This is a genomic window from Paenibacillus sp. FSL P4-0081, assembly GCF_000758565.1.
GTDB classification, from domain to species: Bacteria; Bacillota; Bacilli; order Paenibacillales; family Paenibacillaceae; genus Paenibacillus_AQ; species Paenibacillus_AQ phytohabitans.
In genome coordinates, this window is record NZ_CP009280.1 from 4,734,052 (window position 1) to 4,746,191 (window position 12,140).

Sequence of the window (12,140 nt, forward strand, 5' to 3'; positions counted from 1 at the left end):
TGTTTATTAGCTCATGTTATTTTGTTATAGTCCATGCGGCCGGAGCGGTAAATGTAGAATCCGGTCAGCAATATTATGTATACCAGCGCGTGGGCATAGGCGCCAAGCAGGGTCGGCACCGGCAGCGTATCCGCATTCATCATTGCATCCATCACCGGAAATACGGGCGGCAGCAGCACCGGGACAACGGGTCCGGGCACCAGCTCAGCAACCTTGCTGGCGCTGATGGACAAAATGATGGTGATCAGCATCAAGCCGGCGGCGTAGCTGGTTCTGGACACCCACGAGGACTGCAGGTACAGGGAGACCGCAATACCCAACATCCCAAGTAGAGCATGTCCGGTAAAAGCAAGCAGGATCCGGTCCAGCCCGGCCGGTTCATTGAAACTCCCGGTCAACACCGGATAGATGACAATGAAGAGGTCCAGCAGCAGGGTGAGCAGACCCAATGTAAGTATACCGCCGATACTGTAGCGGCGGGCACTGCGGAGCTGGACGATAACCACCTGCTTCTGTACCGCATGCTCATGATTCAGAAAGCTTAACCCCAGCCAGCAGCAGGCTACAAATAGAAAGACTGCCGTAGCGGAGTAGCTGTTCATTACAGGATTAGGCTTATAGGAATACAAAATTAACACGGCTATAATAATGCCGGCAACCGGACCGAAATACCGCTGGGAGACACTGTAGCTGCGCAAAAAATATCCGATGAGAGCCTTCACCCGCGTCCACTCCCGTTCTCTTCCTTCGGGTCCATCCACTCTGTTATACCGCTTAAGCCCCCGAGACGTTCAACCGAAACAATTGAACCTCCTGCGGCAAGAATCTGCTGCAGGCAAGTATCCGACATCTTCTGCTCTACAGTCAATCCTGTACAGGCTGCACCTGCAGAATCCGGCACTTGCAGCATATGGAGCACACCAGGCAACGCCATTACCGCTTGTTGTTCCACTGGCGGAAGGTCTGTGTAGACGATATGTACTGACGGCACCGTCCGCAGGTTCTCTGCTCCATGGATTGTCCGGATAATCCGCCCTTCCTGCAGCACATACACGGCATCCGCCAGAGCTTCTACGGTCTGGGGCTCGTGCACGGAGAAGACCAGTGCCGTCCCTTCCGACTTCAGCTCCTGCAGCAGTTCGGTCAGCGTATGCTGCGCCGGAAGATCCAGCCCGGACATAGGCTCGTCCAGCAGCAGAAGCTGCGGACGGATCAGCAGGCTCTGGATCAGATTGACCTTCTGCAGCATGCCCTTGGAGAAGCCTGCCAAAGGGTGGCTGCGGGACGCTCCCAGCTTAAAGATATCCAGAAGTTCGCTCACCCGCGATACCGCTGCCGCCCGGGAGAGCCCGGCAATACGGCCCATGTCGTGCAGATAATCTTCTGCTGTTAATTTCAGTCCCGGAAACGCTTCGGGTGCATAACCCGTAGTCAGCCCTTGACGGCCGTATGTAAGTTCACCGGAGGACAGCCTCAGCAGTCCCGCGAGAATGGAGAGCAGTGTACTCTTGCCGGAGCCGTTCCGGCCGATGAGCGCCGTGGCCGTGCCAGGGCGGACAATCATTGATATTTCATGAAGAACCGGGCGGCCTCCATACCGCTTGGCTCCCCGGGTGAGTGTAATAAGCGGCGGTGCATCCGCCGCATCTTCCGGCCTATTAATTCTGTCTGTACTCTGAAGGAACATCCGCTTAAAGCCTCCATCAATTTACTTTAGGACACAGGCCGCATGGAATCACAGCCAAAGTTCTCTATTTACTACATTCGCCGGAAGTCTCCTTTTCTCCTGTTGGATTTCGCAGATTACTGAATATCGGATACAAAAAAGCCAGACAGGTGCAGAATGATTCCCGCACCTGTCTGGCCCCTGCTTTTATATAAGGAAGTGCTTAAATCTGTATTATGCGTATACCTCAACAGCTCCGCTTACCAGTCTGCAGGCCATTGCCGCACTGCGGCAGGCATCGATGCATTTCTGGCAGTGTATATGCTCATGTCTGCTGCTCGCATCCGCACAGCGCTCACAGATATCAGCACATAACCGGAGAATCTCCACCACGAACGGGCTCTGCCGGGTCATTGCCTGGATTGCGAAAGAACACATGTCAGCACATTCGCGGTCAAGCTGGATAGTCTCCCTTAGTGCTGCCAAATCATATTCTTTCAGGCTTGAGACATAGCTATAGTTACAGGCATCCATACATTTCATACAAGCATCAATGCATTCCTGATATTGAATTCGGGTCATAGCCTTAAACCTCCTGCAATTATTATAGGGTATGCCTATGTATTAACCTGCAAGAAAAGGAACGAACCAATCCCCCGGCTTCAGGGGAAGGTATTACAGGCTTCTTTTGACGGCAGCCGGTCTTGCCAGCAGACGTTTCTCCAACCGCAGAAGTTCCGTGCGCAGTTCGCTGGAGGAGAAATGTTCACCGATAAATACGGCAACATCAGGCACTTCGCCCTGGGGGGTGATTTTCATGAAATCCGCTTCCCGGTATGCATACTGAAACAGAAACCGGCTGGAGGTATCGTTAAAGGATACAATTCCCTTAGCCCGGTACACATCACGCGGCAAGTCCTTAACAAACCGTTCGAAGGCCTCGCTGTTCACGGAATTCTTGAAATAATGCGTGTACGCCATCACATGATCATGCGAAGCATGCATCTGCCTGGCATCTCCATCCTGTTCACTATGCTCATTCTCTTCTGTTACACCACGTTCTTCCGAATAGACTCCACCGATATTGCCGAGCAGGGCATCCGGCTCCAGCTCACAGCGTACAGCGGGCATTATCTCTGCATACGCATTCCATTTGCGCAGCACAACCGTGATCTCTTCAGCCTCTTCAGCACTGATCCGGTCTGTCTTATTCAGAATAAGCACGGATGCGCAGCGGATCTGCTCCTGCATGAGGCGGTAGGTAGCCCCCTGCTGGGAACGGTACAGCTCCAGGAGATGGGCGGCATCGACAACAGTAATCAGGCCTTTAAGCTCCACCTGCTGATACAGTGAAGTTTCAGTAACTGCATCGACAATCTCCAGCGGATTAGCTGCGCCTGTCGCTTCAATGACGACTACATCCGGTGATTCTTTTTTGACCAGAGTGGTCAGTTCTGTACTTAAATCTCCCCTGCTTGTGCAGCAGATACACCCGCCCAGCATCTCTGCCATCGGCACAGACTGCTCTACCAGCAGACCATCCAGATTAACCTCGCCAAGCTCGTTCATGATGACCGCCGGCCGGAGCCCTTGCGTCTTCCAGTGCTCCAGCAGCCGCTGCAGTAATGTAGTCTTGCCGCTGCCGAGAAATCCCGACAATATATAAACTGGTAATGACTGTTCCAAGTTCAATCGCTCCCCGCAAAAATCAGTTATGGTAGCGAGTGTACTACAATGACCGCCTCTGTGCAAGACACAGGCCCCTTCCGGCGCTTCTGCCTGTCCGGCACGAACTTGTCTTTGCTTCCTTCATCCCCTATCATGGGGGTTATAAAGCGTTCATTACAGACAAAAGGAGCTGGTTCGCATGACATCCGTAGAAGAACACCGGCGTGAAGCCCCCGATTCAGTAGCTTGTTATATCATTACGGTCTCGGACACCCGGACCCTGGAGACGGACACCGGCGGGCCGCTGATCCAGAATATGCTGGAGGAAGCGGGCTACACTGTTACCGGCCGCACGATCGTCAAGGATGATTATGAGGATATCCGTGAACTGGTCTACAAAAGCTCCGTCCATTCCGGCATTGAAGCCGTACTGCTGACTGGAGGGACAGGCATTTCACCCCGCGATACGACTTATGAGGCGGTTGCTTCACTGCTTGACAAATCGCTTCCGGGTTTCGGGGAGATTTTCCGGCTGCTTAGCTTCACGGAAGATATCGGCTCTGCCGCCATGCTTAGCCGGGCTATTGCCGGCACGATCGGCAGTACGGCAGTATTCTCGATGCCCGGCTCCACCGGTGCAATCAGGCTTGCCATGGAACGGCTGATCCTTCCCGAACTGCGCCATGTCATGCGTGAAATCTACAAACGTTCCTGATCTAGTGTACCGGATAGTCGTACGCCCATTTATCGGGAATATGGACAAATGAACAAGCAGACCCTTGTACAGCGCGTATACTGGCATAAGTCCAATCGCGAAAGAGCTGAATGTAATGAGAAATTGTCCAAAATGCCCTGTTCAAACGGTTACAGACCCTACAGAGGTCGTATATGAAGATTACTATCACCCCCAGGTAGTCCAGCTAGTCCACCATGTTGAAGTGGTCCGGCGCCATGTGTTCCGGTCCCGCAGCATATCTACACTTATTCCGTCCGGGATGAAATGTGCGGTATTTCCGGAATTAGCACGGCAGAAGAAGATAGAACTCCCTCCCCGCTTATACTTTACCGTTAACAGCAGAAGGCAGACCTGCCAACCGCGTCTCTAATGAGGCGCGCGCTGGCAGGTTTGCCTTTTTTGAGCTGCCCTCAAATGACATTGACAACTTCTGGAGTTGTAATTATACTATTGAACACTTTACGCGAAAGTGGTTTTTGATTAACCATATGGTTAACCGGAAAGGAAAGAGATGAGCTCACTCCAACGATTGCAACGCAAGATCAAAACCGTTGTCTGCCCCTATCACGAAATGCTGTGCAGCCTGCATGTGCTCTATCAGCCGGAGCATCACCCCAAACGCCTGCACTGGGCTAAGGAACTGTTAAGCAGAATGTCCCCTTCCCTTGTGGAGGGAATACAGGCGATCGGGAGGCTGTCCGACAGCTGGACGGGCCTCACGCTTATGGACCGCCTTGGCTCTTTCTCCTCCAGCCAGGAAGGCATCCGGGTGCTTAAGGCGCTGCCGGACACTGAGCTTATTCATGTGATGCTGAACGGCAGGATATCACTGGGTACGATTCTGGAATGGCAGCATGGACTGCCGCCGGGGCACGGCAAACCTGTAACTCCGCCGGATGAACCTGCCCGCTACCTGCTGCAGCATCTGGAGTCTGTACGCAACCTGCTGATCACCACCCTGGAGGATTACGAACAGGAATACTTCCGCAAGGAGTGGGAGTATATTCAGCCTTGGATCCATACCGCAGCGGCACAGTTTCAGGAAGCAGCCTCACGCTCTGCGGAGAAAGCGCTGAATTCGCTGCATCCCCGGCTGCAGGCCGCCGATGGGACCATTACTGCACAGAAAGCGTTCACCTATCATTTTGAATATGAACAATTGCAGCAGATCTTTGTGCTATCCTCCACCTTCATTTTCCCCCATCTGCTGATCGATTGGACCGGGGACAAGGGAAGGCTTATGCTGCCGCTTGCTGTTGATATTCCCGGGCTGGCCTTCAATGAAGCGCCGCCGGAAGATCTGCTGCGCCAGTTCAGGGGGCTCGGCGATGCAACGCGCCTGCGCATGCTTAAGCTGCTCTGGCAGGCACCGCACTGCACGAAGCAGCTCGCTCCGGTGCTTGGCATCTCGGAGGCTGCCGTATCGAAGCAGCTTAAGCTGCTCAGCGAAGCCGGACTCGTCACTTCGGAGCGCAAGGGAAATTATTTGTTTTACTCCAGCAGCAAGGAGGCGTTTGACAGCCTGATTGTTCTTCAGCGGCAGTATTTTGAACAATGAGTCTGATTCCCGAGTAAGGAGATGTCCGCCCGTGTGGCAAACCGCCATTGCAACCGCTGTAAGAAACCAGAGGTCCAACCTCAGAGCGTTTCCCTGGAATTTCACCCTGGGTCACATTATTGAAGGAGCCTATCTCGTCCTGGTCGCCTATTTCTCGTATGTTTATTTGATTCAAGGGGATTTGGATGACAAATTCGCCCTTTATACCGGAACAAATAACTATCTCGCATTTGCCATCATCGGCGGCACTTTGAATATTTTTTGCGTCAGCATGATGATGAATGTCTCCAGGTCACTAATCACCGAATGGAGGGAAGGCACTCTTGAGGCGCTGCTGCTCTCTCCTTCCAGCAGGAACGGCTATTTCCTCGGAACGGCCGTGCAGCAATTTTACCGCAGCGGGTTAATCCTGGCGGCTGTTCTCGCTTTCGGCATTCTGGCCGGCTTGCGGCTTCCAGCTCCCCATCTGCTGTCTGTGTTGGCCGGAGCCTTCCTCTTTATCCTGTCTACCTATGCAATGGCACTGGTGATGGGCAGTGTGATGCTGCTTACACGTGATACATACATCGTGCAGAATACGTTGTTCACCGTAATGACCCTGCTCTGCGGCTTCCAGTTCCCGCGCCAGTATCTGCCAAGGTTCCTGCAGATGGCGGCGGAGGTCTTCCCGCTTACCACTTCGCTCCAGCTACTGCGCGGTGCACTGCTGACCGGGGAGACGGTATCTTTGACGGACCTCCTGCCTGCACTGCTGCTTAGTCTGGTCTATATTACTGTAGGGTTATGGTGCATCTCCAGGGTGGAACGACGTTTATTCGAGCAATTCTAAATAAGGGAGGCTGATGTCCAAGTGATCCGCATGAATGAGGTTACCAAAATCTATCAGACCAAAAACAGGCTTGGCCTGTTCCGCTCTGAAATTAAGCTTCATACCGCTGTCAAGGCACTGTCGCTAACCATTGAACCGGGTGAGGTTGTCGGACTGCTCGGCCTGAACGGAGCAGGCAAAACCACAACCATCCGCATGCTCTCCACCTTGCTCGATCCGACTTCGGGGAGTATAGAGGTGGATGGCCTCTCTATGGATGATAATCGGAAAGCTATCCAATCGAAGGTGAACATGATTCCCGGCGGTGAACGGATGCTGTACTGGCGGCTAACCGGCAGGGAGAACCTGGAGTATTTCGGCAGGCTGTATGGACTCAGCAGCCTGGCAATCCGCCGGGAAAGCAGCAGGCTGCTGGAGGAGGTCGGACTGGCTGAAGCGGCTGACCAGCCGGTCGAGCAGTACTCCAAAGGGATGAAGCAGCGGCTGCAGATTGCCCGCGGATTAATCAATGATCCGGCTTACTTATTCCTAGATGAACCTACACTGGGGCTGGATGCACCCATTGCACGGCAGCTGCGCGGAACGGTACGGAAGCTCGCCAAGGAACAAGGCAAAGGCATTCTGCTGACCAGCCATTATCTGCAGGAGGTTGAAGAGCTGTGTGACCGGGTGTATATCCTGCGCCGCGGCGAGCTGCTGCTCTGCGACAAACCGGAGGCTATCGTCTCGCAGATTGCCGGTTCGCAGACCGCGCATCTGGATGTAAGCGGATGGGACGAGTGCCTCCGGCCGTTGCTGCTTGCCCATCTGGGAGCACTGGGTCATCCGGCGAAGCTAGCGGGCGGGCAACACGCTGCCGGACTAATCTCTTCCAGCCCGGAAGAAGCCTATCGAATTTCTGTACAAACTCCCCAAGCGGACAGGCTCATTACAGAGCTGCTTCCCTGGGTGAGTGATCACGGTCTGCACATCCACAGCTTTTCCTGCGAAAAGCCCACCTTGGAGGATGCTATTATACTCCTCTCCGAAGAGCGGGCCTCATGAGACCCGGCGGCCTATGGATGACAATTGCCGCTGAACTTAAGAAGCAGCACAGAAACCGCCGGAAGGGACGGGCTACCTTCTTCTCCCTGCTCTTCTGGCCTATCATCAGCTTCTTGACCTCTTATTACACGATGAAGCCCTACCGGACCGGGGAAGGCTCTGTGTTATCACGGGTCATCCCGGACGAACGTATCCCGTTGTTTTTGCTGAGCGGCTACTTAGTATTCCAGCTGTTCTGGACGGTGGTGGAAGCGGCCTGGATTTTTGAGCAGGAACGCAAGGACGGTACTGTTGAGACCGTCTTCCTCACTCCGGCATCCAAAATAGCCTTCCTGTATGGACGCTCCCTCTATTCCTTATTGCATGGAATATGGATGTTCGCGGCCTTCTCCATTCTGACGTTTGTGTTTGTTTCAGATACCGCTTCAGTTAATTGGACGGCGCTAACCCTTGCTCTGCTGCTGATTATAATTGCCGCTATCATCTGGGGGGCAATGCTGAGCGCGGTGTCGCTGTTCTCCCGGGAATCCTCATTTCTCTATTATATTTTTCAGACTCCTATGGAGCTGTTCGGGGGAGTCCGTATTCCTCCAGCCGTCTTCCCGGCCTGGGCAACGGGGCTGTCCGCCCTGTTCCCCGTGACATACAGTCTGATCCTTGTACGCGGAGCATTGTACGGCACTACCGGCCGGACCTGGTGGCTGGCGCTGACCGTTCTGGTGGCGGGCAGTCTTCTGCTTGCCGGATGCACCCGGTATATCCTGTACCGCGCTGAGCGCCATGCCCGCCTGAAGGGTAACTGGAGCATGTTCTAGACAAGATCCCCCCGCAAAGGGGGGCTTTAACTTCGAGGATGATCCAGGAACTTTACGGGGATCCCCAAACATAATAAGTCTTCACTTTCCGGTAGAAACGGCTACGCGTCCTTAAGAGGGTAGCCGTTTTCACCGAGTAATATAAGGAATCGGCTTCTGAGGAGGAATGAGATTCCGCTACTTGGCCAAATCTGCAGGAATTTGGGATCATCCTGACTGAGATTCCCTTAAGCGTCTTGAAATGCCTCATTTCAAGCTCTTTAGAACAAGTTAAAGGATTCTCAGTCCGCTTCAACATCTAAGACCTTACAGGGAAATCGGACGGGAATCCGAATATTGACCTGAGCCATAGCTCGATAACCGCCTTTTGACCAAATTCAACATAGCCATTTCAAAAAACTGAGCCCTGACCGAATGGTTATCACGCAATGAATCCAGCAGTGTAGGTATGTATTCTCCGCCCCTCAGCGTATTGGTGGAATCGCTTTTGGGAGCACAGCCGAATTGCATGACCTTGTAGCCTGCCACCCAACAGCGCAGTACTGATATTGGAAGTGATTGTCGACTTGCCGATTCCTCCTTTGCCGTAAATTGCGATCTGCTTCAACTTCTTAGTCATGTCCGACACTCCTTTGATGTAATATGCAATAATTCACTGCAGAATAGCACCCCTGCCTGAGCGGAGAAAATGCTCCAGACGCTTCAGCGCCTGTTCAATCGGAGCCTCGACCGCCATAGCCTGAATTCCCCGCTCGTAGAGCAGCGCTCTCGCTCCCGGTCCAATGTGGCTGACCAGGACAAACTGCAGTCTGCAAGGAGGGCGGCGGTATTCTGCATCGAATGCGTGTCATGGCCTGCTGCTTCCGCTTGCCGGTCATAACTCCGGTCCTCTATAATGCTGTAACTTCCCTCCGGCTCCATCCTATAGATCAGGAACCGGTCACATCGCCCAAAATGCTGATTGATGTGGATGCGTCCACACTTCCGATAGCAATCTTCCACGTCACTCCCATCTCCTCCTATTCTGCGATACACAAAGAGGCCAAACCGCTCACCTCCCAGGTGTATGGTTTGACCTCCGGATTGTGGTCCAGTCGGCCCAATCTCAGCAGATGCTGCGCTATACTCTTGGTGTATGCTTCCTGCTTAAGGCTGTTATGCAGTCATTGCTTTGTTGTGAACTTGTTCACATAGGTGTATAAAAGAAAAGGCCGGCACCCCACCCGCTTACGGATGTTGAGACCGGCATGCGGTGAACCGCTCGGCTAATTAAACAAATACCAATTGAATTACTTTGTATTAAAATACCTAACCGCTGCCTAAAAATTAATCCCCTGAATGGTGAATATTGTGTGATCTTTTAATGGGCGTGTGTACCCAGGTGCTCCAGAAGTCCGCTAAACAGGTCCTTTACCTTCTTCGAATACTTCCCCTTCTCTTTGCCCATGGAGGTATACACCAGAGAAGTATTATCCTTGTTATAGACCTCTGTTCTCGCCCCGGACGTCTCCGCCAGCTCTATACCGCCGTACCAATCCGTAATCCGGCTCACCCGCTCAGGGCGGCTGGTGAATACATGCAGCGTGATATTCTGCGCGGGCTGGTTGTTGATCAGGTACTGATAGCTTGTATTTCCGCGGTTGTCTTCGGTGAACTTCTCATCGGTCAGCGCAAGCTGTTCAATGGCAAAAGCCCGCCGCATCGCCTTGCGGAACCGGCCGTCCAGCCCTTTTCCCTGCGAGTAAGCCAGCATTGACCCGTCCTGATACGCTTGCATCGTATAGCTTCCCGCTTCCTTCTTGTTCTGCTCCCCGGAGCAGCCTGCGAGCAGTGTGCCTGCAGTCAATACCGCAGCCAGCATACCTGCTAATCGGCGCTTCATAACTATTCCCCCTTCACAAACACTCAGATTCTTCCTGTTGGGTATAGGATGGCTGAGTACGTGAAAAGTATGCAAAGAGCCGATTGTCTTACCGCAAATTGCTGGAATGATTCCGTGCACCGGGAGATTAACGTACTGGCGGGTCCGTATGCACATCGGTATCAGGAGCTGAAGCAGCCCACCGTGTGAAGGTTACCTGAAATCCCGGCCGGGTTGGAGCACACAGGAAGGGTCCTGCCTGCTTACCGGTCACATACGGAAAACGGGCGACCCGGATCGTCCTCCAGGGATGATTCTCCGTTCTGGCTCTGAGGATTACGGCATCCTTCATCCGCGAAGCCCGGAGGGTGATCACCTCACCCGTCCATTCCGGAACAGGTGACAGCGACCAGTCGGAGTAGCCATCGGTCACAACGGCGCCCACATGCGGAATACCATCATTCAGCTCAATACCGGCTTTGATCCAGACTTCCTCACTATACCACAGCATAATGCCTGCCTGATCATACAGCTCTGTGAACCCGTCCAGCGAAAAGCTGACCTCTATAGCTTCCGCATCCCCCCAGGGTGCGAGCAAGGCGTGCCCATTGTCATGCTGGAAGCCGTACATCGTTTTTTGCCAATAATCACTGCCTTCTGCAGCTTCCGCCACAAGTGCTCCTGCTACAACTCTGCTGGACACCGGTTCGTTACTCCATGCTCCATCCTGCCACGCTACTATTCTCATTACAGGCTCACCTCTTCTTTCCGTTTTTTCATCATACTGTTGATCTGCTCAGAGCTTAGAATCATAACAATAATATACCCGATCATCACCAGCGGAAGAATCATAAAGCTGCTGCGCGCTGCCACCCAGCCCAGAAGCGGGGGCAGAAAAGCTCCACCGGTATAGGCCAGAGCCATCTGATAGCCCATAATCTTCTGGGAGTTCGCTTGTCCGAACCGGGCTGGTGTCTCATGCAGCATACAGGGAAAGATCGGTGCCGAGCCCAATCCAATCAGGATAAATGCAACCAGTGAAAAGACCGCCGGAAGCGGTAAAGCCAGCACCAGCGCACCCAGCATGGATATAACCAGACCGCCGCGGATGAGCTCCTTGTTGCTGAACCGGAAGGTAATAAACCCGGTAAGCAGCCGCCCGGCCGTAATTCCGCCGTAATACAATGACACCCAGCCAGCAGCAGTTGCTGCTGAGACACCCTTGACATTAACCAGATAGCTGCTGCCCCAGAGTCCTACCGTGGCTTCCACTCCACAATAGAACAGGAAGGTAATCATCGCCAGCTTCACGCCTTTGATCCGCAGCACATTGCCGGAAGCAGCCTCCGCTGCCATTACCGTCTCTGGCTCATTCCTGACGTTCTCAGCCTGCGGACTGCCGCTCTTGCCTGCCCTTTTCCATAGCGGCAGACTGATGAACAGCAGCACCACAAGCGAAAACTGGATCATGCTGACAGTAAAGTATCCCGTTCTCCAGGAATCGCCGCCTGCGATATAACGCGACATAATGATCGGTCCGAGCATTGCCCCGATGCCCCAGAAGCAGTGCAGCCAGCTCATATGATGCGCCTTATAGTGGGTAGCCACATAATTGTTCAGCCCTGTATCGATAGAACCGGCACCCAGCCCCAGCGGCAAGGCCAGCACAGCCAGCCAAACTACGGAAGAAGAGTAAGAGAAGCCGAGCAAGGCCAGAGCCGTCACAGCCACGCTGATAAAAGTAACCATCCCCGTACCCAGCCGTTTCAGCACGGCACTGCTGGCTAAACTAGAAATAATCGTCCCCGCAACTACAATCATGGAGAGCAGTCCCGCTGTCTCAACCGGCGCCCCATAATCCAGCCTCATGATCGGCCAGGCCGCTCCCAGCATGGAGTCCGGCAGACCTAAGCTGATAAATGCCATATAAATAATGATCAAGAATACCGTTGCCATCTCTTCC

General features: G+C 53.4%; 15 protein-coding genes. 5 read left to right on the forward strand and 10 right to left on the reverse strand.

The genetic code is table 11. The features are described from left to right. Positions 1–11 precede the first annotated feature (11 nt). The 4 genes from P40081_RS20070 to P40081_RS20085 all read right to left on the reverse strand — a co-directional run bounded on the left by P40081_RS20070 (position 12) and on the right by P40081_RS20085 (position 3,352). On the reverse strand, positions 12–722 hold the full coding sequence (locus P40081_RS20070; RefSeq protein WP_042137944.1) for a hypothetical protein: 711 nt from the start codon (positions 720–722) through the stop codon (positions 12–14). Continuing rightward, positions 719–1,687, reverse strand: a complete 969-nt coding sequence (locus tag P40081_RS20075) for an ATP-binding cassette domain-containing protein (protein ID WP_052421914.1) — start codon at positions 1,685–1,687, stop codon at positions 719–721. Before P40081_RS20075 ends, P40081_RS20070 begins: the two co-directional genes overlap by 4 nt. Before the next feature lie 213 nt (positions 1,688–1,900). Beyond that, the gene (locus P40081_RS20080; RefSeq protein ID WP_039304665.1) at positions 1,901–2,248 is read right to left on the reverse strand and encodes a four-helix bundle copper-binding protein; all 348 of its coding nucleotides are present in this window, start codon (positions 2,246–2,248) and stop codon (positions 1,901–1,903) included. Positions 2,249–2,341: 93 nt separating this feature from the next. Next, complete coding sequence (locus P40081_RS20085) at positions 2,342–3,352, reverse strand: CobW family GTP-binding protein (RefSeq protein WP_042137946.1); 1,011 nt, start codon at positions 3,350–3,352, stop codon at positions 2,342–2,344. A gap of 181 nt (positions 3,353–3,533) precedes the next feature. Between P40081_RS20085 and P40081_RS20090 the strand changes: the two genes are divergently transcribed. The 5 genes from P40081_RS20090 (at position 3,534) to P40081_RS20110 (ending at position 8,316) form a co-directional block, all read left to right on the forward strand. After that, positions 3,534–4,049 (forward strand): MogA/MoaB family molybdenum cofactor biosynthesis protein, encoded by a 516-nt coding sequence (locus tag P40081_RS20090; protein WP_042137947.1) that lies wholly within the window; start codon positions 3,534–3,536, stop codon positions 4,047–4,049. Positions 4,050–4,581: 532 nt separating this feature from the next. Beyond that, positions 4,582–5,628 carry an ArsR/SmtB family transcription factor gene (locus P40081_RS36515; RefSeq protein WP_081970039.1) on the forward strand — a complete coding sequence of 349 codons (1,047 nt, stop codon included), beginning with the start codon at positions 4,582–4,584 and terminating at the stop codon, positions 5,626–5,628. A gap of 31 nt (positions 5,629–5,659) precedes the next feature. Continuing rightward, positions 5,660–6,457: an ABC transporter permease gene (locus P40081_RS20100; RefSeq protein ID WP_042137949.1), complete on the forward strand. Its 798-nt coding sequence runs from the start codon at positions 5,660–5,662 to the stop codon at positions 6,455–6,457. Between the two features lie 30 nt (positions 6,458–6,487). Then, positions 6,488–7,501 carry an ABC transporter ATP-binding protein gene (locus P40081_RS20105; protein ID WP_042141267.1) on the forward strand — a complete coding sequence of 338 codons (1,014 nt, stop codon included), beginning with the start codon at positions 6,488–6,490 and terminating at the stop codon, positions 7,499–7,501. Next, positions 7,498–8,316, forward strand: a complete 819-nt coding sequence (locus tag P40081_RS20110) for an ABC transporter permease (protein WP_042137951.1) — start codon at positions 7,498–7,500, stop codon at positions 8,314–8,316. The genes P40081_RS20105 and P40081_RS20110 overlap by 4 nt, the downstream gene beginning before the upstream one ends. A gap of 306 nt (positions 8,317–8,622) precedes the next feature. Here P40081_RS20110 and P40081_RS40080 read toward each other — a convergent pair whose 3' ends face one another. The 6 genes from P40081_RS40080 to P40081_RS20130 form a co-directional block, all read right to left on the reverse strand. Then, positions 8,623–8,826, reverse strand: a complete 204-nt coding sequence (locus P40081_RS40080; RefSeq protein ID WP_256703772.1) for a hypothetical protein — start codon at positions 8,824–8,826, stop codon at positions 8,623–8,625. Then, positions 8,738–8,935: a hypothetical protein gene (locus P40081_RS39795; protein WP_042137953.1), complete on the reverse strand. Its 198-nt coding sequence runs from the start codon at positions 8,933–8,935 to the stop codon at positions 8,738–8,740. Before P40081_RS39795 ends, P40081_RS40080 begins: the two co-directional genes overlap by 89 nt. A gap of 83 nt (positions 8,936–9,018) precedes the next feature. Next, positions 9,019–9,351: a NifB/NifX family molybdenum-iron cluster-binding protein gene (locus tag P40081_RS40085; protein WP_442950215.1), complete on the reverse strand. Its 333-nt coding sequence runs from the start codon at positions 9,349–9,351 to the stop codon at positions 9,019–9,021. A gap of 325 nt (positions 9,352–9,676) precedes the next feature. After that, complete coding sequence (locus tag P40081_RS20120; RefSeq protein WP_042137954.1) at positions 9,677–10,198, reverse strand: hypothetical protein; 522 nt, start codon at positions 10,196–10,198, stop codon at positions 9,677–9,679. Between the two features lie 127 nt (positions 10,199–10,325). Next, a complete protein-coding gene (locus tag P40081_RS20125; RefSeq protein WP_042137955.1) occupies positions 10,326–10,925 on the reverse strand; it encodes a DUF1349 domain-containing protein in 600 nt (199 codons plus the stop codon). Beyond that, complete coding sequence (locus tag P40081_RS20130) at positions 10,925–12,133, reverse strand: MFS transporter (RefSeq protein WP_042137956.1); 1,209 nt, start codon at positions 12,131–12,133, stop codon at positions 10,925–10,927. The genes P40081_RS20125 and P40081_RS20130 overlap by 1 nt, the downstream gene beginning before the upstream one ends. Positions 12,134–12,140: the final 7 nt, after the last annotated feature.